Source organism: Stenotrophomonas sp. PAMC25021, assembly GCF_004795795.1.
Classification (GTDB): domain Bacteria; phylum Pseudomonadota; class Gammaproteobacteria; order Xanthomonadales; family Xanthomonadaceae; genus Stenotrophomonas; species Stenotrophomonas muris.
Genome location: NZ_CP039255.1, coordinates 2,709,162 through 2,732,649, shown reverse-complemented (window position 1 = coordinate 2,732,649; position 23,488 = coordinate 2,709,162). Strand labels below are relative to the sequence as shown.

Sequence of the window (23,488 nt, the reverse complement as noted above, 5' to 3'; positions counted from 1 at the left end):
AGCAGCTGGAGTTTACGTTCAGCAGCGCGTCGTATCGGGCGCCAAGCGCGAGGGCAGGTTCCTTCAAACAGGGCCGGGTCTGCTTGCAGCGGAATGAACGGATCATTCCGCCAAACGTATTACGCCTTACGGAACACACCAAGGAACGCGACGTGCTGCCAGTCCCAGTCTGGCGATATCGATCCCTGATGGACGTGGCAGCTTCCAGAGCCTGGCGCCATTACAGGCACCCTGTCGACACTCTGCAGGCTGCAAGCTGCCGGCCAGCGGCCGGCACTACGCGAACGATGCCGGGCGCCGCCCGGCACTCTGTTATCTGCGGCTGTAATGCGCGACCAGGCGGTCGCCGAGCATCTGCAGCAGCTGCACCAGGACCAGCAACAGGACCACGGTGACCAGCGCCACGTCGGTGTGCGAACGCTGGTAACCATCGCGGAACGCCAGGTCGCCGAGGCCACCGGAACCGATCGCACCGCCCATCGCGGTGAAGCCGATCAGGGCCACGGTGGTGACCGTCGCCCCGGCGATCAGCCCCGGTCGTGCTTCCGGCAGCAGCACCCGGGTGACCAGCTGCCAGGTGGTGGCGCCCATCGCCTGGGTCGCCTCGATCACGCCACGATCCACTTCGCGCAGCGCGGTCTCGACAAGGCGCGCGTAGAACGGCGCCGCGCCGATCACCAGCGGCACGATCGCGCCGCGCACGCCCAGCGAGGTACCCATCAGGAACAGCGTGACCGGGATCAGCACGATCATCAGGATGATGAAAGGCACCGAGCGCAGCAGGTTCACCACCAGAGCCAGCACGCCATAGGCAAACGGCCGGCGCTTCATCTGCGGCGCCCCGAACAGGTACAGCAGCACACCCAGCGGCAGGCCGATGGCCAGAGTCAGCGGCAGCGAACCGAGCAGCATCAGCAGGGTGTCGAGGGTGGCCTGGCCGATGTCGGCCCACTTGCCCGCATCCAGGTGACGGAAGAAACCGCCGGCAGTGGCGATGATCATCGACGCAGCTCCTCGACATGCACGCCGGCAGCCACGAAGGCAGCCTGCGCGGCGGACTGGTCACCGCCCACCAGGGCGACCACCAGCTGGCCATAGGGGGTGTCCTTGATCCGGTCGATACGGCCGGACAGGATGTTGTAGTCGACCCCGGTCTGGCGCGCGACGCTGCCCAGCAGGGGTTCGTAGGTGTCGCCGCCGAGGAAGGTCAGGCGCACGATGCGCCCGCCCACCACGTCGAAATCGCGGTGCAACGCCCCTTCGTCCACGTGCTCCGATTCGCTGACGAACCGCCGCGTGGTCGGGTGCTGCGGATGCAGGAACACCCGGGTAACCGGACCGGTCTCGACCATCTGGCCAGCATCGAGCACGGCCACGCGGTCGCAGACACGGCGGATCACGTCCATCTCGTGGGTGATCAGCACGATGGTCAGGCCCAGCTCGCGGTTGATCTTCGACAACAGCGACAGCACCGAGGCGGTGGTCTGCGGATCCAGCGCGCTGGTGGCCTCGTCGCACAGCAGGATCTGCGGGCGGGTCGCCAGCGCACGGGCGATGCCGACACGCTGCTTCTGGCCGCCGGACAGCTGCGCCGGATACTTCTGCGCATGCGCTTCCAGGCCCACGGTCTGCAGCAGCTCGGCCACGCGCGCGTCGATCTCCGCCTGCGGCGTGCCGGCCAGTTCCAGCGGGAAGGCGACATTGCCAGCCACCGTGCGCGACGACAGCAGGTTGAAGTGCTGGAAGATCATGCCGATGCGCCGGCGCAGCGTGCGCAGGCCGTCCGCGTCCAGTGCGGTGACATCCTCGCCACCGATCAGCAGCCGGCCACCGCTGGGTTCTTCCAGGCGGTTGATCATGCGGATCAGGGTCGACTTGCCGGCGCCGGAATGGCCGATGATGCCGAATACCTCACCGGCCTCGATGGTCAGGTCCAGCGGTTGCAGCGCGCTGACTTCGCGGCCGGCAACGGCATAGGATTTGTGCAGGCGCTGGAACTCGATCACGGGCGTGGCTCACCGGCTGGGTGACGGAAGGGGGCGTGCAGCCTACCAGCGCAGGCGGTCGCGCGCCCGCGCCATGGGCCAGAATGTTATTCCTTTTGGTTCTAAGCCGCCCGCGCCGACGTGTTGGCTGGGGTCAGAGCCCCTGCGGGGATCCGACCCCGGGGTCGGATCCCCGCAGGGGCCCTGACCCCATTCCCAGGCCCAACCGGCTCAGGGATGGTCCAGCGGCTTAGGTGGCTGCACCCGGTTCAGGCGCTCACGATGCAGCAGGTACAGCCCCGAAGCCACGATGATCGCGGCGCCCACCCAGGTATAGCCATCAGGCAGCTGGCCCCAGAAGGCCAGATCCCAACCGATCACCCAGACCAGGCCACTGTATTCCAAGGGCGCGATCATCGAGGCCTCGCCCAGCTGGAACGCCTTGGTCAGGGCGATCTGGCCCAGCGCCCCGGCCAGGCCCATGCCGGCGATCAGCGGCGCATGCGCCAGCTGCAGCGGCACCCAGCCGGGAAGGGACAGCAGGCCGGCACCGATGGCCATGATCACCAGGAACCAGACCACCATCGACTGCGAGGTATCGGTGCGGGTCAGCAGGCTGACCGTGATCGCCGCCACGGCATAGGCGGTGGCCGCAGCCAGCACCATCAGGCCGGGCACCGAGATGAAACCGTCCACGCCCGGCCGCAGCACCACCAGCACGCCGACCAGGCCGATGCCGATGGCGACCCAGCGCCGTGGCCCGACCCGCTCGCCCAGCAGCGGTACCGACAAGGCGGCGATCAGCAGCGGGGCGACGAAATAGATGGTGTAGGCGGTGGACAGCGGCAGGTCGCGCAGGGCGAACACGAAGCAGCCGATCATCGCCATGCCCAGCGCGCCACGCAGCAGGTGCAGGCCCCAGCGACGCGGCACCAGCGAGCGCGGGCCGGCGCTGGCCAACACCCAGACCAGCACGAACGGCAACGAGGCCGCGCCGCGCAGGAAGGTCACCTCCAGGGTCGGATAGCTGGCCGACAGCTGCTTCATGCCAGCGTCCATCAGCGAGAAACAGGCGACCGCAGCGACCATCCAGGCCACCGCACGCGAAGGGGAGCGTTGCACGTTCATGGCCCATTATCGCCCGGTCGTCGCTTTCTGTAGAGCCGAGCCCACGCTCGGCTGCTCTTCACAAAGCCGCCGAGCGTGGGCTCGGCTCTACAGGGGACGGGCATGCGGGCCCTCGCGATAGAATGATCGCCACTGAAACCTGCGGAGCACCGCCCATGCCTTCCTTCGACGTCGTGTCCGAAGTCGACACCCACGAGCTGACCAACGCCATCGACCAGGCCAACCGCGAACTGGCCACCCGCTTCGACTTCAAGGGCGTGGACGCAAAGTTCGAGCGCGACGGCGATGTCATCAACCAGACCGCGCCGACCGAATTCCAGCTCAAGCAGATGAACGACATCCTGCGTGCTCGCCTGGCCGCACGCGGCATCGACGTGCTCAGCCTGGAGTTCGGCGACATCGAGACCAACCTGGCCCAGGCCCGGCAGAAGATCACCGTCAAGCAGGGCATCGAGCAGAAGATCGCCAAGAAGATCGCGGCGGCGCTGAAGGATGCCAAGCTGAAGGTGGAAAGCCAGATCAACGGCGACAAGCTGCGCGTGCAGGGCAAGAAGCGCGACGACCTGCAGGACGCCATCGCCGTGCTCAAGGCCGGCAAGTTCGAGCTGCCGCTGCAGTTCAACAACTTCCGCGACTGAGGCATCCGCCGGGCATGCCCCGGCGCTGCCAGCGGCAGGCACGACGGCGCGTTGCCAACGACGCGCCTACAATGGCGGCCCCGCCAGCCGACGTGCCCGCCATGACCGATTCCCCCCTGCCCACCGATGACCCGATCGCTGCCACCCGCCTGTGGCTGGAGCGCATCGTCATCGGCCTGAATCTGTGCCCGTTCGCCAAGGCGGTGTATGTGAAGGACCAGGTCCGCATCGTGCTCAGTGATGCGACCACGCCGGAAGCGCTGGTTGAGCAGCTGGCCGAGGAACTGGTGCTGTTGCGCGATACGCCGGCCGAGCAGATCGATACCACGCTGATCGTGCATCCGCAGGTGCTGACGGACTTCCTCGACTACAACGATTTCCTCGACAACGCCGACGCCGCGATCGAGGCACTGGACCTGCAGGGCATCCTGCAGGTGGCCAGCTTCCACCCGGACTACCAGTTCGACGGCGTGGCAGCGGACGACGCCAGCAACTACACCAATCGCGCGCCCTTCCCCACCCTGCACCTGCTGCGCGAAGACAGCGTGGCGCGCGCAGTGGATGTCTATCCGGACCCGGACGTGATCGTCGAGCGCAACATCCAGACCCTGGACCGCATCGGCGTGGACGGCTGGCATCGCCGCCTGCGTGGCGAAGACCTGACGTGAGCACGGTGCCGCCGATTGCCGCATGGCCGGCCGCGCCGCTGTCGGGCAAGGTGGTGCTGGTCACCGGCGGCGCCAACGGCATCGGCCGTGGCATCGCACAGGCCGTGCTCGGTGCCGGCGGACGCGTGCTGATCGGCGACCTGGACGTGGAGGCCGGCGAGGCGTGCCTGGCGGAATGGCAGCGTAGTGGCGAGGCCGCATTCCAGCGCCTGGACATCACCGACGAAGCCAGCGTGCGCGACTTCATCGCCGTGGCCCTGCGGCGTTTCAGCCGTATCGACGGGCTGGTCAACAACGCGGGCATCGCCGTACCGCATGGCACGCAGCTGCAGGACATGGACTGGGACGAGTGGCAGCGCCGCCTGTCCTCGCTGCACGGCGCCTTCCTGTGCAGCAAGCACGCACTACCGGCGCTGACGGCCAGCGCCGCCGGCGCAATCATCAACATCGCCTCGACCCGCGCCTGGCAATCCGAAGCGCACAGCGAGGCCTATGCTGCGGCCAAAGGCGGGCTGGTGGCGTTCACCCATGCGCTGGCGATCAGTGCCGGCCCAACGGTGCGGGTCAACAGCATCAGTCCGGGCTGGATCGGCACCACGGCCTGGCAGGCCCCCTCGCGGCGACACGCACCGGAGTACTCCGCCATCGACCAGGCACAGCACCCGGTCGGCCGGGTCGGCCGCCCCGAGGACATCGGCGCGCTGGCGGTGTACCTGCTGTCGTCGCTGTCCGGCTTCAGCACCGGCCAGGACTTCATCGTCGACGGCGGCATGACCCGGAAGATGATCTACGCCGAATAGAAAAAGGGGACGGAGGGGATTAAGTCGTTTGTGCACAAACGACTTAATCCCCTCCGTCCCCCCTTTTTTTCGCTTACGCCATGCCCGAGTGCCGCAGCAGCGCGTCGATCTGCGGCGCGCGGCCGCGGAAGGCCTTGAAGTTCTCCGCCGCCGGGCGGCTGCCACCACGCGACAGGATCTCATCGCGGAAGCGTGCACCGGTTTCAGCCAGTGCCTGCGGCGCTTCCTCGAACGCGGCGTAGGCATCGGCGCTGAGCACTTCGGCCCACTTGTAGCTGTAGTAACCCGCGGCGTAACCACCAGCGAAGATGTGGCTGAACTGGTGCGGGAAGCGGTTCCAGACCGGCGGGTGGTTCACGGCCACTTCCGCGCGCACTCGGTCCAGCAGTGCCAGCACGCTGTCCTGCGCCGGTTCGAACTGGCTGTGCAGCAGCATGTCGAACAGGCCGAACTCCAGCTGGCGCACCGTGGCCATGCCGCTATGGAAATTGCGCGCAGCCAGCATGCGCTCGTACAGCGCGCGCGGCAGCGGCTCGCCACTGTCCACGTGCGCGGTCATGCCCTGCAGGTGGTCCCATTCCCAGCAGAAGTTCTCCATGAACTGGCTGGGCAGCTCCACCGCGTCCCATTCCACGCCGTTGATGCCGGCCACGCCCAGTTCGCCGATGCAGGTCAGCAGCTGGTGCAGCCCGTGGCCCATCTCATGGAACAGCGTGGTCACTTCATTGTGGCTGAAGGTCGCCGGCCTGCCGTTGGCGCCCCGGCCAAAGTTGCACACCAGGTAGACCAGTGGCGTCTGCACGCTGCCGTCGCCACGCACGCGACGGTTGCGGCAATCGTCCATCCACGCACCGCCGCGCTTGCCCTCGCGTGCGTACAGGTCCAGGTAGAACTGGCCGACCAGCGCGCCCTGCGCATCGACCAGGCGGAAGAAGCGCACGTCTTCGTGCCACACCGGTGCGCTGTCTTCCTGCACATGCAGGCCATACAGCTGCTCGATCACCGAGAACAGGCCGCCCAGTACCTTCGGTTCGGTGAAATACTGCTTCACTTCCTGCTCGGAATAGCTGTAACGCGCCTGCTTCAGGCGGTCGGCGGCGAACGCCAGGTCCCAGGCCTGCAGGTCATCGATGCCCAGCTGCTCGCGTGCGAACTGCTCCAGCTCGGCGCGGTCCTTGGCCGCGAACGGCTTGGCTCGCGCGGCAAGGTCACGCAGGAAACCCAGCACTTCGGCCGGATCCTGCGCCATCTTGGTCGCCACCGAGTAATGGCCGTACGAATCGAAGCCGAGCAACGCGGCCAGTTCGGCGCGCAGGGCAAGGATACGGTCGATGTTGCCACTGTTGTCCAGCGCGTCATCGCCGAACTCCGATGCACGCTGCGCGCTGGCACGGTACAGGATCTCGCGCAGGTCGCGGTCTTCAGCCCAGGTCTGCACCGGCAGGTAGCACGGCATCTGCAGGGTCAGTTTCCAGCCGGTCCTGCCGTCCTTCTCTGCCGCAGCGCGCGCGGCAGCCTTCACGTCTTCCGGCAGGCCCAGCAGTCGCGCTTCGTCCTCGATGTACAGCGACCATGCATCGGTGGCGTCGAGCACGTTCTGCGAGAACTTCGCCGACAGCGCCGACAGTTCCTCCTTGATCGCCGCAAAGCGCTGCTGCGCCTCAGGTGCCAGCTCGGCACCGCCCAGGCGGAAGTCACGCAGCGTGTTGTCCAGCACCTTGCGCTGGGCTTCATTGAAATGCGCGGCCTCCGGGCTGGCGGCCAGTGCCTGGTACTGGCGATACAGCGCCAGGTTCTGGCCCAGCGCGCTGGCGAAACGGGTCACCCGCGGCAGGTTGCCGTTGTAGGCCTCACGCAGTTCCGGGGTGTTGACCACCCCCTGCAGGTGGCCGACCAGGCCCCAGGCACGCCACAGGCGCTCGGTGGCGTCATCCAGCGGGGTGACGAAGGTGTCCCAACGCACCGGCTGCACCCGCTCGGCTGCGCTGACGGCAGCTTCGGCCTCGGCCAGCAGCACATCCAGCGCCGGCGCGACGTGCTCGGGGCGGATCGCGTCAAAGCGCGGCAGTCCGGAAAAGTCGAGCAGGGGGTTGGCAACGGTCACGGCAGATCTCCAGGGAACGGGCCCGGCGGGCGGGCAGCTTCCCAGATATGGCGCTGACAGGCGCGGCTGACAAGGGGGCATGCGCCGGCGTTCACGTCGGCCTGACGGCCGCGCACCGAAGCTCTGGCTGCGGGGGAGTCCGCAGCGGTACTTACCGAACGAGGCCCTACATGGAAGGTCTGGCTGCAGTGGCATCCATCTCACCGGCGCGCTCGCTGGCGCTGTCCGCCAGCCCGGCAGAACTGGCCTGGATCGCCGCGCTGTGCGATGCCGGCGACGACGCCCCCCGCCATTTGGAGCAGCTGCAGGCGGTATTGCAGCAGGGCGGCACGTTCAACGATGCCCAGGAGTGGTACCCGTTCGAGGTGATCGAGCGCGGCGCCAGCCAGTTGCAGCTGGGCCACGAGCGCGAGTTCGTGATCTGCGTGCTGCTGTGGCTGCAGGCATTGGCCCAGGGACGCGCCAGCATCCTGGACCCCAGCCTGCACCTGGATGACCGAGCGATGGACATCGAGGCGTTGCCTGATGCGCTGCGCGATGCGGTGCTGGATGCGTTCACCGCAGCGGGGTATTGAGACGCCCCGGCGACCGGGTGGATTCGACTGTGGGTCGACTTTCGCGCGCAGCGCGGGATTCCGGCGACCTGAACGTGGAGCGGTCGACCAACAGTAGACGCTACCCAGCCGATGCGCAGCCGGCCGTGCGTTGCCGCGTTACAACGCTTCCAGGCTGCACCACGGCAGTTCGGGCAACCCCTGCCCGGCCACCGCCGCCGCCAGCTGCGCATCGGCGCCGTCGACATCGATCCCCTGTCGCCCATACCACGCCGGGTCGTAATAGCTCTGCGCATAGCGCTCGCCACTGTCGCACAGGATGCTGACGATGCTGCCCTGGTGGCCCGCCTCACGCATCCATTGCGCGGCCTGCAGCACGCCGATGAAGTTGGTGCCGGTGGAGCCACCGACACGGCGGCCGAGCTGGCGGCTGACATGGCGCATCGCGGCCAGGCTCAGCGCATCGGGCACCTTCACCATCGCATCGACACTGGTCGGGATGAAACTCGGCTCCACCCGTGGCCGGCCGATGCCTTCCACGCGCGAGCCACCGCTACAGGTCAGTCCACGCCAGTCCTGTTCACCGGCCACGGCAGCCTTGTAGCCGTCGAAGAACACCGACACTTCCGGGTCCGCGCACAGGATGCGGGTGTCATGCCGGCGGTAGCTGACATAACGGCCCAGCGTGGCGGCGGTACCGCCGGTACCCGGGCTGCACACGATCCATTCCGGAACCGGGCTGGGCTCTTCGGCCATCTGCTTGAAGATGGATTCAGCGATGTTGTTGTTGGCACGCCAGTCGGTCGCCCGCTCGGCATAGGTGAACTGGTCCATGAAGTGGCCGCCGGTTTCGCGGGCCAGCTTTTCCGAATCACAGTTGAGGTCGCAGGCGCGCTCGACCAGGTGGCAGCGGCCCCCATGGAACTCGATCGCCGCGATCTTTTCCGGCGAGGTGGTGGCCGGGATCACCGCAATGAACGGCAGGCCCAGCAGGCGCGCGAAATAGGCTTCGGACACGGCGGTCGAGCCACTGGAGGCCTCGATCACTGGCCGGCCCTCGCGCAACCAACCGTTGGCCAGCGCGTACAGGAACAGCGAGCGCGCCAGCCGGTGCTTGAGGCTGCCGGTGGGATGGCTCGACTCGTCCTTCAGGTACAGGTCGATGCCCTCGAACCCGGGCAGCGCCAGCGGGATCAGATGGGTATCGGCGGAACGGTTGAAATCGGCTTCGATCTTGCGGATGGCGGCGGCCACCCATTCACGCTGCGACATGGCGGGCAATCGTTATCAGGACGGAACGGTGCGATCCGGCCATTGTACGTCGCGGTGCCGTCAGGTGCGGGCCGGTAGAATGGCGCCATCCGGCCGGCAACGGCCCCGTCTGAAGGACCTCCCCCATGACCATTCCCGCCCTGCGCGATGTCCCCGGCGTCGCCGCCCAGGCCCCGGCCGAAACCAGCGGCTTCGTGTTCAACCACACCATGCTGCGGGTGAAGGACATCACCGCCTCGCTGGACTTCTACACCCGCGTACTGGGTTACCAGCTGATCGACAAGCGCGACTTCCCGGACGCCCAGTTCAGCCTGTACTTCCTGGCCTACGTGCCGGCCGGCGCAGTGGTGCCAGAAGACGACAGCCAGCGCCGCCTGTGGATGGCCGGCCTGCCGGGCGTGCTGGAACTGACCCACAACCACGGCACCGAGACCCAGCAGGGCGCGGTCTACCACGACGGCAACAGCGACCCGCGCGGCTTCGGCCACATCTGCGTGTCGGTGCCGGACATCGAGGCCGCCTGCCAGCGCTTCGAGGACCTCGGCGTGACCTTCCAGAAGCGCCTGACCGACGGCCGCATGAAGAACCTGGCCTTCATCAAGGACCCGGACGGCTACTGGGTCGAAATCATCGCCAACTGACAAAAAGGGGACGGAGGGGATTAAGTCGTTTCTGGCACTATTGGCCGGAAGCGACTTAATCCCCTCCGTCCCCTTTTTTTCGAGGTTCGTATGGAAACGATGGAACTGCACCGCGGCCGCCTGATCGACCACATCCAGCTGGTGGTGCGTGACCTGGCGGCCAGCCGCCGCTTCTACCAGGCGGTGTTCGACACCATCGGCATCCCGATCGCCGGCGAAGGCGATGATTACTTCTGGGCCGATGAGCTGTTCATTTCCAGCGCCAGCAGCGAGGCCGCCGCCGGCCAGCTGACCGGCCGGCACCATCTGGCCTTCCAGGCCCGCGACAGCGCCACCGTCGATGCCTTCCATACCGCCGCGATCGCCGCCGGCGGCACCGATAACGGCGCGCCGGGCGAACGCCCCTACCACCCGGGCTACTACGGCGCCTTCGTGCTCGACCCGGACGGCAACAACATCGAAGTGGTCTATCACGGTCCTGCGAACTACAGCGCCGACTCGGTAAAGGTCACGTTCTGATATCACCGAAGCCGTGAACGAAGAAGCCGGGCAATGCCCGGCTTCCCTGCTTCCAGCGCTGCAGCCCTCAGTGGGCGGCCATGTAGATGTCCTGAAGCACGGCCTTTTCCAGTTCCAGCTCGCCCAGCAGGTTCTTCACGATATCGCCCAGGCTGAGGATGCCGACCAGCTGGTTGCCGTCGGTCACCATCAGATGACGGCGCCGCGAGTACGTCATCAACGACATGGCCTGCTTCAGCGTCGCGTCCGGCGCAATGCCTTCCAGGCCGGTGGACGGCAGGCTGGAGATCACCCGGCGGCCGGCCTGCGGGCCGTCGTCGGCCAGGGTACGCACGATGTCCTTCTCGGAAATGATGCCGACCGGGGCATCGTCCTTCATCACCACCAGCGCAGCGATCCTGTTCGCGCTCATCTTGTGGGCGGCGGCACCGATGGTGTCTTCGGCGTCGATGGTGATGACAGCTTCTTTCTTGGATTGCAGGAGTTCGCGGACGTTCATTCTTGTTTCCTGGTGCAGGTCACTGAAGTCAAAAAAGTGTGCTCTTCCGATACGCCCCCTCCCCGGGAACAGACCTTTCAGCGCACGTCTGGCGCACCCGGCCGCCGCGTGGAATGGATCGGCAGGCGATGTGCTGCAACGCGAACGAGGTGGGCTCAACCGCTCAACCCGGACCTCGGTCAAATCGATTCTACGACTGCGACCATCGGTCACTACCGGCATCGATAGGACAGTTCGTCGTGGGAACCAACCGACGATCCAGAGAATGGCACCGCGGCTGAAACCGCCGCTGAATACAGCCGATGCCGCGCATTAAAGAATGATTGCCTGCTGCCGACGGCGGACAGAACACCCGGTGGCTGTCCCACTTGGCATGGCCGACCACGCAAACGAAAGGGGCCACGCGGGCCCCTTTTCGCATGCAGCATTCAACGGATCCGGGAGTGTTACTCCACCGTCACGCTCTTGGCCAGGTTGCGCGGCTTGTCCACGTCGGTGCCGCGTGCCAGCGCGGTGTGGTAGGCCAGCAGCTGCACCGGAATGGTGTGCACGATCGGGCTGAGCACGCCGGCATGGCGCGGCGTGCGGATCACGTGCACGCCTTCGGACTCATTGAAGTTGCTGTCCTGGTCGGCGAACACGAACAGCTCGCCACCACGGGCGCGCACTTCCTGCATGTTCGACTTCACCTTCTCCAGCAGGCTGTCATTGGGGGCGATCACCACCACCGGCATGTCCTCGTCCACCAGCGCCAGCGGGCCATGCTTCAGCTCGCCCGCCGGGTAGGCCTCGGCGTGGATGTAGGAAATCTCCTTGAGCTTGAGCGAGCCTTCCAGCGCGATCGGGTAATGCAGGCCACGGCCCAGGAACAGCGCATTGGACTTGCGCGCGAAGCGTTCGGCCCACGCCGCGATCTGCGGTTCCAGATTCAGCGCGTGCTGCACGCTGCCCGGCAGGAAGCGCAGCTGTTCCAGGTAATCCGCTTCCTGCGCCGCGTCGATGCGGCCATGCAGCTTGCCCAGCACCACGGTCAACTGGAACAGCGCGGCCAGCTGGGTGGTGAAGGCCTTGGTCGAAGCCACGCCGATCTCCGCGCCCGCGCGGGTGTAGCAGACCAGCTCGCTGGCGCGCGGAATCGCGCTTTCCGGCACGTTGCAGATCGACAGCGTGTGCTTGTGTCCAAGCGCCTTGGCGTACTTCAGCGCCTCCATCGTATCCAGCGTTTCGCCGGACTGGGAGATGGTGACGATCAGGTGCTTCGGGTTGGCATACGCGGCGCGGTAGCGGTACTCGCTGGCAATCTCCACGCTGCACGGCAGGCCGGCGATGGCCTCGATCCAGTAGCGCGCGGTCAGGCCGGCGTAGTAGCTGGTGCCGCAGGCAATGATCTGCACACCCTCGATGCCCGACAGCACCGCTTCGGCATTCTTGCCGAACAGCTCGGCCGGGAAACCACCGGCGTCGATCGCCGCCTCGATGGTGTCGCCCAGCGCGCGCGGCTGCTCGTGGATTTCCTTCTGCATGAAGTGGCGGTACGGGCCAAGCTCCAGCGATGCCAGCGACACGTCGGACAGGTGCACATCGCGCTCGACCGGCCGGTCATGCTCATCGAAGATGCGCACGCCATCGCGACGGATCTCGGCGGTGTCGCCCTCTTCCAGGAAGATCACCTTGCGGGTGGCCGAGATCACCGCCGAGACGTCGGAGGCGACGAAGTTCTCGCCCTCGCCCAGGCCCACCAGCAGCGGGCAGCCCATGCGCGCGCAGACGAAGCGCTCCGGCTCGGCGCGGCTGACCACGGCCAGCGCGTAGGCGCCGGTCAGCTCCTTCACCGTGTGCTGCAGCGCCACCAGCAGGTCATCGCCGCCCTTCAGGTGATGATGGATCAGGTGCGCGATGACTTCGGTGTCGGTCTGCGACTCGAAGGTGTAGCCCAGCGCCCGCAGCTTCTCGCGCTGCTCTTCGTGGTTCTCGATGATGCCGTTGTGCACCAGCGCCACGCCGTGGCTGATGTGCGGATGCGCGTTGGCCTCGGTGACGCCGCCGTGGGTGGCCCAGCGGGTGTGGCCGATACCCAGCACCGCATTGAACCCTTCGGCCTCGGCCGCCGTGGCCATTTCCGACACGCGACCGGTGCGGCGGACACGACGTACTTCGGGGCGCTCGGCGTGATCGATCACCGCGATGCCCGAGGAGTCGTAACCACGGTACTCAAGCCGCTTCAGGCCTTCGATCAGCACCGGCACCACGTCGCGATCGGCGATTGCACCCACGATTCCACACATGTCACGCGTTTCCTTGAAGACGATCGGCGCATTCTAGCCCGCGTGTCCGGCTTCCCCCTCCTGTCCGCTTAATGAAAGTGTCCGGAAAGGTGTCCGCGGACACCCGGACACTCCAGCGGCCCGCCCAACCTGTTGAACTGAAAGGAAATAAAGTTGGCACGCTACGTGCTTGGTACTGGCTACCACCGTCAGGCACGCACCCGATGATCCGCGACACTTCCGCACAGGACCAGATCGTTTCCTCCGCCCCCGCCGGCGCCACCCGCGTCAACTGGCAGCGCTACCGCTGGCCGGCGCTGGGCGCCATCGTGCTGCTGGCCGGCATCGGCTGGGCCGTGCATGCCTGGTCCAATGCCAGCCGCTCCTTCGACAGCAGCCGGGTGCGCATCGCCGAAGTGAAGCGCGGCGACCTGGTCCGCGACATCGCCGCCGACGGCCGGGTGATCGCCGCCAATAGCCCGATCCTGTACGCCATCTCGGCCGGCACCGTGGACCTGAAAGTGGTCGCCGGTGACGTGGTGAAGAAGGGCCAGGAACTGGCGGTCATCGACAGCCCGGAACTGCGCAGCAAGCTGGCCCAGGAACAGGCCACCCTGGCCGGCCTGGAAGCCGAGGCCAGCCGTGCCGCGCTGGACGCCACCCTGGCCCGCGCCAAGTCGCGCAAGGAAACCGACCAGGCCACCATCGAGCGCCAGGCCGCCGACCGCGACCTGCAGCGCTTCCAGCGCGGCTACGACGGCGGTGCGGTGCCACAGATCGACCTGGCCAAGGCCAAGGACTCGCTGAAGAAGGCCGACATCACCCTGGCCAACGCCACCACCGATGCGCGCCTGCAGAGCCAGGGCGCCGACCTGGATGCCCGCAACAAGCGCCTGCTGGCCGACCGCCAGAAGGCCGTGGTGGCCGAAGTGCAGCGCCAGGTCGACGCACTGACCCTGCGCGCACCGTTTGACGGCCAGGTCGGCCAGGTGCAGGCGGTCCAGTCCACCAACCTGGCTGCCAACGCGCCGGTGCTGGGCGTGGTCGACCTGTCCAAGTTCGAGGTCGAGATCAAGGTGCCGGAGAGCTTCGCCCGCGACCTGGCGATCGACATGCCGGCGCAGCTGACCGGCGGCAATGGCAAGCCGTTCCCGGGCGAGATCAGCGCGGTGTCGCCGGAAGTGGTCAACGGCGAGGTCAACGCCCGCGTGCGCTTCGCCAGCGCGCAGCCGGAAGGCCTGCGCCAGAGCCAGCGGATGTCGGTGCGCGTGCTGCTCGATACCCGCAAGGACGTGCTGAAGGTCGAGCGCGGCCCGTTCGTCGAACAGGGCAATGGCGTGGCCTACGTGATGGATGGCCGCACCGCGGTGCGGCGTCCGGTGGAACTGGGCGTCAGCAGCCTGGGCGAAGTGGAAATCAAGTCGGGGGTGCAGCCGGGCGACCGCATCGTGGTCTCCGGCAGCGACCTGTTCAAGGACGCCGAACGCGTCTCCGTCAACTGATACCTGATACCTGAATCCTGGAGAGAGGACACCCCATGTACATGCTCGAAATGCGTTCGGTCGCCAAGGTCTTCCGCACCGAACAGGTGGAAACCCACGCGTTGCGCTCGCTGGAACTGCAGGTCAAGGAAGGCGAGTTCGTCGCGGTCACCGGCCCGTCCGGCTCCGGCAAGACCACCTTCCTCAACATCGCCGGCCTGCTGGAAACCTTCACCAGCGGCACCTACCTGCTTGACGGCCAGGACGTGAGCACGCTGGGCGATGACGCCCGCAGCCGCCTGCGCAACCAGAAGATCGGCTTCATCTTCCAGGGCTTCAACCTGATTCCCGACCTGAACCTGTTCGATAACGTCGACGTGCCGCTGCGCTACCGGAAGATGAGTGCCAACGAGCGCCGCGAACGCATCGAGAAGGCGCTCACCCAGGTCGGCCTGGGCTCACGCATGAAGCACTATCCGAACGAACTGTCCGGCGGCCAGCAGCAGCGTGCGGCGATCGCGCGTGCGCTGGCCGGCAGCCCGCGCCTGCTGCTGGCCGACGAACCGACCGGCAACCTGGATACGCAGATGGCCCGCGGCGTGATGGAACTGCTGGAGGAGATCAATGCCGCCGGCACCACCATCGTGATGGTCACCCACGACCCGGAACTGGCCGCGCGCGCGCAGCGCAACGTGCACATCGTCGATGGCCAGGTGACCGACCTGGTGCGCGAACCGGTGCTGGCTACCCCGCCGCGCCACATCGTTGCCGTCAACGAGTGAGGGCACTCCCATGTTCGCCTACTACACCCGATTGGCGGTACGCAGCTTCCGCCGCAACAAGATCCTGACCGCACTGATGGTGGTCGCCATCGCGCTCGGCATCGGTGCCTCGATGACCACGCTGACGGTGTTCCACGTGCTGTCCGGCGACCCGATTCCCGGCAAGAGCGACCAGCTGTTCTACGTGCAGGTCGATCCGCGCCCGCGCGGCGGCTATACCCCGGGTGAGGAGCCTGAGGAACAGATGACACGGCGCGACGCCGAGACCCTGCTGCGCGAGAAGCGCGGCATCCGCCAGGCGATGATGAGCGCGGGCGGCGGCACGGTGGAACCGGAGCTCAGCACGCTCAAGCCGTTCTCGGTGGATACGCGCTGGACGTCGGCCGATTTCTTCCCGATGTTCGACGTGCCGATGCAGTACGGGCGTGCCTGGAACAGCAGCGATGATGACAATCGCAGCCGGGTGGTGGTGCTGTCGAAAGCGATCAACGACAAGCTGTTCCAGGGTGCCGACAGCACCGGTCGCGAGATCCGCCTGAGTGGCCATTCACTGCGGGTGATCGGCGTGATGAAGAAGTGGAATCCCGAACCCCACTTCTTCGATCTGACCACCGGCAACTACGGCAAGGATGAAGACCTGCTGGTGCCGTTTTCCACTGCGATGGACCTGGAGTTCGGCAGCAACGGCAACATGAACTGCTTCGGCGAGAATCCGGATGGCAGCAGCAACTCGATCAACGCGCCCTGCAGCTGGATCCAGTACTGGGTGGAGCTGGATCCGGCCAAGGTCGAGGACTACCGCAGCTACCTGGCCAACTACTCGGACCAGCAGCGCGCAGCGGGCCGTTTCGAGCGCCCTACCAACGTGCGCCTGCGCCCGGTGATGGAGTGGTTGACGTTCAAGAATGCCGTGCCCAGCGACGTGCGCCTGCAGATGTGGCTGGCATTGGGCTTTCTCGGCGTCTGCCTGGTCAACACGGTGGGCCTGCTGCTGGCGAAGTTCCTGCGCCGCAGCGGCGAGATCGGCGTGCGCCGCGCCCTCGGTGCCAGCCGTGGGCAGATCTTCCTGCAATGCCTGGTTGAAGCCGGTGCGATCGGCGTTGCCGGCGGCGTGCTCGGCATCGGCCTGGCCCTGCTCGGCCTGTATGCGGTGCGCCAGCAACCCGTGGACTACGCGAGCCTGGCCCACCTGGACGGCAGCATGCTGCTGCTGGCCATTGGCCTGACCCTGTTCGCCAGCCTCGCCGCTGGTTTCCTGCCCGCCTGGCGCGCGATGCAGGTTACCCCGGCCATCCAGCTCAAGTCGCAGTAAGCACGAGTACGAGGACCTCCCATGGATATCCGCCCCATCCTCAGCACCCTGCGCCGGCACAAGACAGCCGCCGCCCTGATCGTGCTGGAAGTCGCCCTGACCTGCGCCATCGTCTGCAATGCCCTGTTCCTGGTCACCCAGCGCGTTGAACGGATCAGCCAGACCAGCGGCCTGGCCGAGAACGAGCTGGTGTTCGTCCGGGTCAGCGGCATCGGCAAGCAGACCAATGGCCAGGCCCGCACCCAGGAGGACCTGTCCGCCCTGCGCGCCGTTCCCGGGGTCACCGCCGCCGCGAAGGTCAACCAGCTGCCGTTCCGCCCGAACTCCTCCAATACCAGCGTTTCGCTGAAGCAGGAACAGGAACGTCCGACCGCCTTCGTCACCATGTACATGTTCGGCGAAGGTGGACTGTCCACGCTTGGACTGCAGCTGACCGCCGGCCGCGACTTCCAGCCCAGTGAATACAGCAACGTCGAGGATGCACAGAAGAACGCCTCCACCAATACTGCCTCCTCGGTGATCATCAGCCGCACGCTCGCCGACAGGCTGTACCCCGGCGAGAACGCACTGGGCAAGACGTTCTACATGGGCAAGCAGCCACTGCACGTGGTGGGTATTGTCGCGTCATTGGCCACGCCCACCGATTACAACAACAACACCACGCTGTCGATGGTGCTGCCTGTGCGGACCGATTTCACCCAGGGCCCGTACGTCCTGCGCACCGCTCCGGAACGGCGCGAGGAAGTACTCAAGGGCGCGATCGCCGCGCTTGAACGCAACGACCCCAACCGGCTGGTGCGCGAGAAGCTGACCTATGAGGCGCAGCGCAATGACTACTTCAAGAACGACAGGGCCATGGTCGGGCTGCTGATCACGGTGTGCATCTCGCTGCTGGTGGTCACCGCACTGGGCATCATCGGCCTGGCCAGCTTCTGGGTGCAGCAGCGCAGCAAGCAGATTGGTATCCGTCGCGCGCTCGGCGCGACGCGTGGGCAGATCCTGCGCTACTTCCAGACCGAGAACTTCCTGCTGGCCACGCTGGGCATCGTGCTGGGCATGCTGGCCGCCTATGCGATCAACCTGGCACTGATGAACATGTACGAGCTGCCGCGCATGCCGCTGCACTACCTGCCGCTGGGCGCACTGCTGCTGTGGGTGCTTGGCCAGATCGCGGTGTTCGGGCCGGCCCGGCGCGCGGCAGCGGTACCGCCTGCGGTTGCCACGCGGGGCGCATGAGATGCGTATCCGCTGGATGCTGATGATGATGCTCCTGCCACTGCCGGCACTGGCCGGCGGTGGCAGCTCGCAGACACTGGAGTGGCGCCAGGACGATGCGCGCCTGGCATTGCGTTCGAGCGAAGGCCAGGTGCGCGTGGAAGCCGCCGGCCCGGAAGCCCGCTTCGGCGTGCGCAGCGGCGATCGCATCCTGCGGGTGGATGACACCACCGTACGCAGGATCGAGCATCTTGCCGAGGCCCTGCGGCGTTCAAGCGCCGCCAGGGCCTATCTCCTGCTGCAGCGCGACAGGCAGGAACTGACGGTCGCGGTGGACGCCGCTGCCTGGCGCAGGGCGCTGGTCGCTCCGCCTCCGCCAGCACCGCCACCGCCGCCGCCCCGACGCTGAGCCCGCCGCCCCGACGGCTACGGGTTTGGCTATGCTTGATGGGTGGCGCCGGGCTCTCCCGGCGTATGGACACGAACACGGCTCCATCGGCGCCGCCCATCCCTTTCTGCAGAACCGCTTGATGCCTTCGATCCTGATCATCGACGACAACGCCAGTGTGGGCACTGCACTGGACGTGCTGTTCTCCCTGCACGACATCGACACCCTGCAGGCGCAGAGCCCGGCCGAGGGGCTGGCCCTGCTCGAGTCGCAGCCGGTCGACCTGGTGATCCAGGACATGAACTTCAGCGAGGACACCACCTCCGGCGAGGAGGGCGAAGCGCTGTTCGCACAGATCCGCGCACGCCACCCGGACCTGCCGGTGATCCTGCTGACGGCCTGGACCCACCTGAGCAGCGCGGTGGACCTGGTCAAGGCCGGCGCCGCCGACTACCTGGCCAAGCCCTGGGACGACCGCAAGCTGCTGACCACGGTCAACAACCTGCTGGAGCTGTCCGAGGCGCGGCGCGAACTGGACCGCCGCCGCAGCCGCGAGCTGCGCCAGCGCAATGCGCTGGAAGAAAAGTACGACCTGTGCGGTGCGGTCTTCGCCGATCCGGCCAGCGAGCGCGTCATCGCCCTGGCCTGCCAGGTCGCGCGCTCCGAGCTGCCGGTGCTGATCACCGGTCCCAATGGTGCCGGCAAGGAGAAGATCGCGCAGATCATCCAGGCCAATTCACTGGTGGCCAAAGGCCCGTTCATCACGGTCAACTGCGGCGCGTTGCCGTCGGAGCTGATCGAGGCCGAACTGTTCGGTGCCGAGGCCGGCGCCTACACCGGCGCCAACAAGGCACGCGAGGGCAAGTTCGAAGCCGCCGACGGAGGCACGCTGTTCCTGGATGAGATCGGCAACCTGTCGCTGGGCGGGCAGATGAAGCTGTTGCGCGTGCTGGAAACCGGCCGCTTCGAGCGCCTGGGTTCCAATCGCGAACGCCAGGTCAAAGTCCGCGTGGTCAGCGCGACCAATGCCGACCTGCCGGCGATGATCCGCGACGGCACGTTCCGCGAAGATCTCTACTACCGCCTCAATACAGTGGAACTGGTACTACCGCCGTTGGCCGAGCGCGCGGGCGACATCGTGCCACTGGCCGAGCGTTTCCTGACGGCCGGCAAGCCGCTGTCCAGTGCCGCCAGCGCCGCCCTGCAACGGCACCCGTGGCCGGGCAACGTGCGCGAACTGCGCAACGTGATCCAGCGTGCCGAACTGCTGGCGACCGGCAACCGCATCGAGGTGGCCGACCTGAACCTGCCGCGCACCGCACCGGCGCCACGACCTGCACCGAGCGCTGGCAACGATCCCGACCGTGAGCGCATCGAGGACGTGCTGGCACGCAACCACGGCGTCATCGCCCAGGCGGCTGCCGAACTCGGCCTGAGCCGCCAGGCCCTGTACCGGCGCATGGACCGCCACGGCATCCCACGCGAATGAAACGGCGCTCGTTCACCTTCCGCCTGTTCCTGCGCCTGCTGCCGGTGCTGGCGCTGGCCGCTGCGCTGCCGTGGCTGCTGGCGTACTGGATGAACCATGGCTGGGTGGTGACCACGGCGTCGGCCGTGATCCTGCTGGCGTTGATGTGGTGGACCCTGCGCCGCGCCACCGCACCGGTGCGCTCGCTGATGCGCGCACTGTCCGGCACCACCAGCAGCTACCGCGACGGCGAGTACAACTTCGGCGTGTACTGGCCGGGCAACGACGAACTGGGCGACCTGGTGCAGGCGCACCGCGAGCTGGGCGATGTGCTGCGCGAACAGCGGCAGGGCCTGGTGCAGCGCGAACTGCTGCTGGACACCATGGTGCAGAACACGCCGGTGGCCATGCTGCTGATTGCCTCCGGCGGCGATGGCATCGCCCGCGTGGTGTTCTCCAACCTGGCTGCGCGCAAGCTGCTGCATGGCGGCTGGAAGCTGGAAGGCCAGCGTCTGGAAGAGGTGCTGGAACAGGTGCCGGTAGAGCTGCGCGATGCCATTGCCCGTGGCGGCGACAGCCTGTTCGCGGTGCATGCCGAGGGCGAGGACGGCGACGAGGATGACGAGCAGGTCTACCACCTGTCGCGCCGCGCCTTCCAGCTCAACGGCCGTCCGCACGACCTGCTGCTGGTACGCCTGCTCACCGCCGAACTGCGCCGCCAGGAAGTGCAGACGTGGAAGAAGGTGATCCGGGTGATCAGCCACGAGCTCAACAACTCACTGGCACCGATCGCCTCGCTGGCCCACTCCGGTGGCGTGCTGGTGCAGCGCGAACGCTTCGACCGGTTGCCGGAGATCTTCACCACCATCGAGGACCGCGCACGCCACCTGGAAGGCTTCATCCGTGGCTATGCACGCTTCGCAAAGCTGCCGCAGCCGCAACTGCAGACCGTGCACTGGGCGCCGTTCCTGTCCAGCCTGCGCCAGCAGATCCCGTTCACCATGGAACGCGAGCCGGACGAGGACCTGAGCAGCCGCATCGACATCGCGCAGTTCGGGCAGGCATTGCTGAATCTTCTGAAGAACGCGCATGAAGCCTGCGCCGAGGCCGATCCGCCCAACGATGACGTACAGGTGCAACTCACGCGGCTGCCGCAATGGCTGCGCCTGGACGTACTGGATCGCGGCAAGGGCATGAACGAGCAGGTGCTGCAGAACGCCTTGATGCCGTTCTATTCGACCAAGCGCAACGGCACCGGCCTGGGGTTGGCACTGACGCGCGAGATCGTGGAAGCGCACGGTGGCCGCGTGTCGCTGCAGAACCGCGGCGATGGCGGGTTGTGCGTGTCGATCCTGTTGCCGGTGGGTTGAGCGGGCCGATCGGGTAGCTCCACGCCATGCGCGGATGTGCCGACCAGGGCCGGCACCTACCAGGTCCGCCGCATCGCCACCCGCAGGTGCATCGGAAACCCGAGCGCAGCCTCTTCGGCCATGACGGCGCGCAGGCCGTCGTTCCACTCAGCCTCAGGCACTACGTCGAACCCTTCGCTGGCATAGAAGGCTGCATTCCATGGCACATCGCTCAAGGTGGTCAGCACCGCTGCAGCAAAGCCGGTGGCCCTGGCCTGCGCCAAGGCGTGCCGCAGCAATGCACGGCCATGGCCACGACGCGCGTGCGCCGGGTCCACATCCATCTGCAGGACATGGAACTCGCCACCCAGCTCGCCGCCCAGCAGGTAGCCGGCAATGTCGCCGCCGGGGCCATCCACAACCCACAGCTGGCCCCGCTGAAGGCCGTCCTGCAGCGTCGGCAGATCCAGGCCGTGGCCGGCAAATACCGGATGGGCTTCGTGATCCTTCAGCAGTTCGCCGGCACGCTGTTCAATTGCCGGCAGCACGCCGAGCTCGTCGGCATGCGGAATACGTGGCTCAGGACTTCTTGACCGGGCGCTTCCAGCCATCGATGGTTTCCTGTCGTGCGCGGGCCAGTGTCAGCTTGCCGTCCGGGGCGGTGCGGGTGATGACCGAACCGGCAGCGATGGTCGCGCCCTCGCCGATCGTCAGCGGCGCCACCAGCGAACTGTTGGAACCGATGAACGCGTTGTCGCCGATGGTGGTGGTCGACTTGTTCACGCCGTCGTAGTTGCAGGTGATTGTGCCGGCACCGATGTTCACCTTGCTGCCGATCACCGCATCACCCAGATAGGTGAGGTGGTTGGCCTTGCTGCCGACGCCGAGGGTGACCTTCTTGGTTTCGACGAAGTTGCCGACGTGCACGCCATCGGCCAGCACGGTACCTGGGCGGAGGCGCGCGAACGGACCGACCAGCGCCGCGCCTTCGGTGACCACACCCTCCAGATCACAGTGCGCGCGTACTTCGGTACCGGGGCCGAGAGTAACGTCCTTCAGGCGGTTGAACGGACCGATGGTAACGCCGTCGCCGAGCACGATGTTGCCTTCGAGAACGACATCGACATCGATCAGCACGTCACTGCCCACGGTGACGGTGCCACGGATGTCGAGTCGTGCCGGGTCGCGCACGCGTGCACCCTGTGCGCACAGCGCACGCACGGCGCGATGCTGCCAGGCACGCTCCAGCTGCGACAGCTGCCAGGGATCGTTTGCCCCCTCGGCTTCCTGCGCGTCGGCCACCAGCGCCATTTCGGCCGGGGTGTACTCATGCGCGGCAAATGCGAACACGTCGGTCAGGTAGTACTCGCCCTGCGCATTGCGGTTGGACAGCTGCGACAGCCAGCGGCGCAGCGCGGTCGACTCCGCGGCGATGATGCCGGTGTTGATCGTGCGCACGCGCAGCTGGTCGTCGGTCGCGTCCTTCTGCTCGACGATCGCTCCCACCTTGCCTTCGGCATCGCGCAGCACGCGGCCGTAACCGGTCGGGTCATCAACCTCGGCGACCAGCACCGCCAACCGCCCCGGCTGCGCCAGCAGATCGCGCAGGGTCTGCGCGCGGATCAGCGGTACATCGCCGTACAGCACCAGCACCTGCACGGCATCCGGCACCTGCGGCATCGCCTGCGCCACCGCGTGGCCCGTACCCAGCTGCTGCGCCTGTTCAGCCCACTGCAGGTCGGGCTGGTCGGCGAACTGTTGCCGCACCGCCTCACCGCCATGGCCGTAGACCACATGGATGGCCGCCGGTTGCAGTTCGCGGGCCGCATCGATCACGTGCGCCAGCATCGGTTGGCCGGCGATCGGCTGCAGCACCTTCGGCAGCACCGACCTCATGCGCTTGCCGGCGCCGGCGGCGAGGATGATGACGTGCAGGGCTTGGGTCATGGGAACGGCAGTCCGTGGTTCGTTGCCGACGATTCTAGAGCGTACGCCGTTAACATGGGCATCCCTCCTCCTTCACCATGCCGATGAGCCTTGTCCGCCAGGGAAGCGCCTACCTCGTGATCGGGCTCGTGCAGCTGCTGGTCGATTGGCTGGTGTTCGTGGTCGCCACCGCGCTTGGCATGCCGGTCGCACCGGCCAACGTCGCCGGGCGCCTGGCCGGCATGCTGCTGGGCTTCTGGCTCAACGGCCGCTACACCTTTGCCGAGGCCGGCACCCACAAGCTGGGCTGGAAGCGCTTTGCACGCTTCTTCGGGCTGTGGCTGCTGCTGACTGCGGCAAGCACGTTGCTGGTGAGCCTGGTCGACCACGCGCTGGGCCTGCAGTACACCTGGCTGGCCAAGCCACTGGTGGAAGGCGGGCTGGCGTGCGTGTCGTTCCTGTTGATGCGCCATGTGGTGTACCGCTGATCGCGGT

General features: G+C 66.8%; 23 protein-coding genes. 14 read left to right on the top strand and 9 right to left on the bottom strand.

What is annotated here, in order from left to right:
- Window positions 1-312 precede the first annotated feature (312 nt).
- The 3 genes from E5790_RS12865 to E5790_RS12855 form a co-directional block, all read right to left on the bottom strand.
- Entirely contained in the window at window positions 313-1,002 is a 690-nt protein-coding gene (locus E5790_RS12865) for a methionine ABC transporter permease (protein WP_049439996.1), read from the bottom strand.
- The gene (locus E5790_RS12860; protein WP_014648473.1) at window positions 999-2,006 is read right to left on the bottom strand and encodes a methionine ABC transporter ATP-binding protein; all 1,008 of its coding nucleotides are present in this window, start codon (window positions 2,004-2,006) and stop codon (window positions 999-1,001) included. The genes E5790_RS12865 and E5790_RS12860 overlap by 4 nt, the downstream gene beginning before the upstream one ends.
- 210 nt (window positions 2,007-2,216) lie before the next feature.
- The gene (locus E5790_RS12855) at window positions 2,217-3,113 is read right to left on the bottom strand and encodes a DMT family transporter (RefSeq protein ID WP_014648474.1); all 897 of its coding nucleotides are present in this window, start codon (window positions 3,111-3,113) and stop codon (window positions 2,217-2,219) included.
- Between the two features lie 155 nt (window positions 3,114-3,268).
- On the opposite strand from E5790_RS12855, the gene E5790_RS12850 reads away from it, so the two are divergent.
- The 3 genes from E5790_RS12850 to E5790_RS12840 all read left to right on the top strand — a co-directional run bounded on the left by E5790_RS12850 (window position 3,269) and on the right by E5790_RS12840 (window position 5,219).
- Window positions 3,269-3,751 carry a YajQ family cyclic di-GMP-binding protein gene (locus E5790_RS12850; RefSeq protein WP_006471121.1) on the top strand — a complete coding sequence of 161 codons (483 nt, stop codon included), beginning with the start codon at window positions 3,269-3,271 and terminating at the stop codon, window positions 3,749-3,751.
- 101 nt (window positions 3,752-3,852) lie between these two features.
- Window positions 3,853-4,419 carry a DUF1415 domain-containing protein gene (locus E5790_RS12845; protein ID WP_049406028.1) on the top strand — a complete coding sequence of 189 codons (567 nt, stop codon included), beginning with the start codon at window positions 3,853-3,855 and terminating at the stop codon, window positions 4,417-4,419.
- Complete coding sequence (locus E5790_RS12840; RefSeq protein ID WP_111206410.1) at window positions 4,416-5,219, top strand: SDR family oxidoreductase; 804 nt, start codon at window positions 4,416-4,418, stop codon at window positions 5,217-5,219. Before E5790_RS12845 ends, E5790_RS12840 begins: the two co-directional genes overlap by 4 nt.
- Window positions 5,220-5,292: 73 nt before the next feature.
- Here E5790_RS12840 and E5790_RS12835 read toward each other — a convergent pair whose 3' ends face one another.
- Window positions 5,293-7,323, bottom strand: coding sequence for a M3 family metallopeptidase (locus E5790_RS12835; protein ID WP_111206408.1), 2,031 nt, complete (start codon window positions 7,321-7,323; stop codon window positions 5,293-5,295).
- A 170-nt stretch (window positions 7,324-7,493) separates the two neighbouring features.
- Here E5790_RS12835 and E5790_RS12830 point away from each other — a divergent pair, with 170 nt between their 5' ends.
- Complete coding sequence (locus E5790_RS12830; protein ID WP_014648478.1) at window positions 7,494-7,898, top strand: hypothetical protein; 405 nt, start codon at window positions 7,494-7,496, stop codon at window positions 7,896-7,898.
- A gap of 138 nt (window positions 7,899-8,036) precedes the next feature.
- Here the strand turns inward: E5790_RS12830 and E5790_RS12825 are convergent, their stop codons facing one another.
- On the bottom strand, window positions 8,037-9,149 hold the full coding sequence (locus tag E5790_RS12825; protein WP_014038552.1) for a PLP-dependent cysteine synthase family protein: 1,113 nt from the start codon (window positions 9,147-9,149) through the stop codon (window positions 8,037-8,039).
- Window positions 9,150-9,274: 125 nt separating this feature from the next.
- Here E5790_RS12825 and gloA point away from each other — a divergent pair, with 125 nt between their 5' ends.
- Together gloA and E5790_RS12815 are read left to right on the top strand one after the other, a co-directional pair.
- A complete protein-coding gene (gloA, locus tag E5790_RS12820; protein ID WP_111206406.1) occupies window positions 9,275-9,790 on the top strand; it encodes a lactoylglutathione lyase in 516 nt (171 codons plus the stop codon).
- A gap of 90 nt (window positions 9,791-9,880) precedes the next feature.
- Complete coding sequence (locus E5790_RS12815; RefSeq protein ID WP_049404183.1) at window positions 9,881-10,309, top strand: VOC family protein; 429 nt, start codon at window positions 9,881-9,883, stop codon at window positions 10,307-10,309.
- A gap of 67 nt (window positions 10,310-10,376) precedes the next feature.
- Here E5790_RS12815 and E5790_RS12810 read toward each other — a convergent pair whose 3' ends face one another.
- Complete coding sequence (locus tag E5790_RS12810; RefSeq protein ID WP_014648481.1) at window positions 10,377-10,808, bottom strand: CBS domain-containing protein; 432 nt, start codon at window positions 10,806-10,808, stop codon at window positions 10,377-10,379.
- A gap of 446 nt (window positions 10,809-11,254) precedes the next feature.
- Complete coding sequence (gene glmS, locus E5790_RS12805; protein WP_014648482.1) at window positions 11,255-13,093, bottom strand: glutamine--fructose-6-phosphate transaminase (isomerizing); 1,839 nt, start codon at window positions 13,091-13,093, stop codon at window positions 11,255-11,257.
- A gap of 203 nt (window positions 13,094-13,296) precedes the next feature.
- Between glmS and E5790_RS12800 the strand changes: the two genes are divergently transcribed.
- The 7 genes from E5790_RS12800 (at window position 13,297) to E5790_RS12770 (ending at window position 21,088) form a co-directional block, all read left to right on the top strand.
- Complete coding sequence (locus E5790_RS12800; RefSeq protein ID WP_111206404.1) at window positions 13,297-14,574, top strand: efflux RND transporter periplasmic adaptor subunit; 1,278 nt, start codon at window positions 13,297-13,299, stop codon at window positions 14,572-14,574.
- 35 nt (window positions 14,575-14,609) lie between these two features.
- The gene (locus E5790_RS12795) at window positions 14,610-15,335 is read left to right on the top strand and encodes an ABC transporter ATP-binding protein (RefSeq protein WP_014648484.1); all 726 of its coding nucleotides are present in this window, start codon (window positions 14,610-14,612) and stop codon (window positions 15,333-15,335) included.
- Window positions 15,336-15,345: 10 nt separating this feature from the next.
- Complete coding sequence (locus E5790_RS12790) at window positions 15,346-16,647, top strand: ABC transporter permease (RefSeq protein ID WP_014648485.1); 1,302 nt, start codon at window positions 15,346-15,348, stop codon at window positions 16,645-16,647.
- Between the two features lie 21 nt (window positions 16,648-16,668).
- On the top strand, window positions 16,669-17,883 hold the full coding sequence (locus tag E5790_RS12785) for an FtsX-like permease family protein (protein ID WP_014648486.1): 1,215 nt from the start codon (window positions 16,669-16,671) through the stop codon (window positions 17,881-17,883).
- A gap of 16 nt (window positions 17,884-17,899) precedes the next feature.
- Window positions 17,900-18,271 carry a PDZ domain-containing protein gene (locus E5790_RS12780; RefSeq protein WP_014648487.1) on the top strand — a complete coding sequence of 124 codons (372 nt, stop codon included), beginning with the start codon at window positions 17,900-17,902 and terminating at the stop codon, window positions 18,269-18,271.
- A 121-nt stretch (window positions 18,272-18,392) separates the two neighbouring features.
- Window positions 18,393-19,739, top strand: a complete 1,347-nt coding sequence (locus E5790_RS12775; RefSeq protein ID WP_014648488.1) for a sigma-54 dependent transcriptional regulator — start codon at window positions 18,393-18,395, stop codon at window positions 19,737-19,739.
- A complete protein-coding gene (locus E5790_RS12770) occupies window positions 19,736-21,088 on the top strand; it encodes a HAMP domain-containing sensor histidine kinase (RefSeq protein WP_014648489.1) in 1,353 nt (450 codons plus the stop codon). The genes E5790_RS12775 and E5790_RS12770 overlap by 4 nt, the downstream gene beginning before the upstream one ends.
- A 56-nt stretch (window positions 21,089-21,144) precedes the next feature.
- Here E5790_RS12770 and E5790_RS12765 read toward each other — a convergent pair whose 3' ends face one another.
- Window positions 21,145-21,678: a GNAT family N-acetyltransferase gene (locus E5790_RS12765; RefSeq protein WP_041863844.1), complete on the bottom strand. Its 534-nt coding sequence runs from the start codon at window positions 21,676-21,678 to the stop codon at window positions 21,145-21,147.
- Window positions 21,647-23,014 carry a bifunctional UDP-N-acetylglucosamine diphosphorylase/glucosamine-1-phosphate N-acetyltransferase GlmU gene (gene glmU / locus E5790_RS12760; protein ID WP_014648491.1) on the bottom strand — a complete coding sequence of 456 codons (1,368 nt, stop codon included), beginning with the start codon at window positions 23,012-23,014 and terminating at the stop codon, window positions 21,647-21,649. Before glmU ends, E5790_RS12765 begins: the two co-directional genes overlap by 32 nt.
- A gap of 83 nt (window positions 23,015-23,097) precedes the next feature.
- Here glmU and E5790_RS12755 point away from each other — a divergent pair, with 83 nt between their 5' ends.
- Window positions 23,098-23,481, top strand: a complete 384-nt coding sequence (locus E5790_RS12755; protein WP_049440007.1) for a GtrA family protein — start codon at window positions 23,098-23,100, stop codon at window positions 23,479-23,481.
- The last annotated feature ends 7 nt before the right edge of the window (window positions 23,482-23,488 follow it).

What these genes read in the sequence shown, in the direction of transcription:
- E5790_RS12785 (WP_014648486.1), top strand. Translation starts at nt 16,669, where the DNA reads ATGGATATCCGCCCCATCCTCAGCACCCTGCGCCGGCACAAGACAGCC.
- glmS (WP_014648482.1), bottom strand. Translation starts at nt 13,093, where the DNA reads ATGTGTGGAATCGTGGGTGCAATCGCCGATCGCGACGTGGTGCCGGTG.
- E5790_RS12800 (WP_111206404.1), top strand. Translation starts at nt 13,297, where the DNA reads ATGATCCGCGACACTTCCGCACAGGACCAGATCGTTTCCTCCGCCCCC.
- E5790_RS12855 (WP_014648474.1), bottom strand. Translation starts at nt 3,113, where the DNA reads ATGAACGTGCAACGCTCCCCTTCGCGTGCGGTGGCCTGGATGGTCGCT.
- E5790_RS12815 (WP_049404183.1), top strand. Translation starts at nt 9,881, where the DNA reads ATGGAAACGATGGAACTGCACCGCGGCCGCCTGATCGACCACATCCAG.
- E5790_RS12765 (WP_041863844.1), bottom strand. Translation starts at nt 21,678, where the DNA reads ATGGCTGGAAGCGCCCGGTCAAGAAGTCCTGAGCCACGTATTCCGCAT.
- E5790_RS12865 (WP_049439996.1), bottom strand. Translation starts at nt 1,002, where the DNA reads ATGATCATCGCCACTGCCGGCGGTTTCTTCCGTCACCTGGATGCGGGC.
- E5790_RS12755 (WP_049440007.1), top strand. Translation starts at nt 23,098, where the DNA reads ATGAGCCTTGTCCGCCAGGGAAGCGCCTACCTCGTGATCGGGCTCGTG.
- glmU (WP_014648491.1), bottom strand. Translation starts at nt 23,014, where the DNA reads ATGACCCAAGCCCTGCACGTCATCATCCTCGCCGCCGGCGCCGGCAAG.
- E5790_RS12775 (WP_014648488.1), top strand. Translation starts at nt 18,393, where the DNA reads ATGCCTTCGATCCTGATCATCGACGACAACGCCAGTGTGGGCACTGCA.
- E5790_RS12770 (WP_014648489.1), top strand. Translation starts at nt 19,736, where the DNA reads ATGAAACGGCGCTCGTTCACCTTCCGCCTGTTCCTGCGCCTGCTGCCG.
- E5790_RS12850 (WP_006471121.1), top strand. Translation starts at nt 3,269, where the DNA reads ATGCCTTCCTTCGACGTCGTGTCCGAAGTCGACACCCACGAGCTGACC.
- gloA (WP_111206406.1), top strand. Translation starts at nt 9,275, where the DNA reads ATGACCATTCCCGCCCTGCGCGATGTCCCCGGCGTCGCCGCCCAGGCC.
- E5790_RS12790 (WP_014648485.1), top strand. Translation starts at nt 15,346, where the DNA reads ATGTTCGCCTACTACACCCGATTGGCGGTACGCAGCTTCCGCCGCAAC.
- E5790_RS12780 (WP_014648487.1), top strand. Translation starts at nt 17,900, where the DNA reads ATGCTGATGATGATGCTCCTGCCACTGCCGGCACTGGCCGGCGGTGGC.
- E5790_RS12810 (WP_014648481.1), bottom strand. Translation starts at nt 10,808, where the DNA reads ATGAACGTCCGCGAACTCCTGCAATCCAAGAAAGAAGCTGTCATCACC.
- E5790_RS12830 (WP_014648478.1), top strand. Translation starts at nt 7,494, where the DNA reads ATGGAAGGTCTGGCTGCAGTGGCATCCATCTCACCGGCGCGCTCGCTG.
- E5790_RS12795 (WP_014648484.1), top strand. Translation starts at nt 14,610, where the DNA reads ATGTACATGCTCGAAATGCGTTCGGTCGCCAAGGTCTTCCGCACCGAA.
- E5790_RS12845 (WP_049406028.1), top strand. Translation starts at nt 3,853, where the DNA reads ATGACCGATTCCCCCCTGCCCACCGATGACCCGATCGCTGCCACCCGC.
- E5790_RS12825 (WP_014038552.1), bottom strand. Translation starts at nt 9,149, where the DNA reads ATGTCGCAGCGTGAATGGGTGGCCGCCGCCATCCGCAAGATCGAAGCC.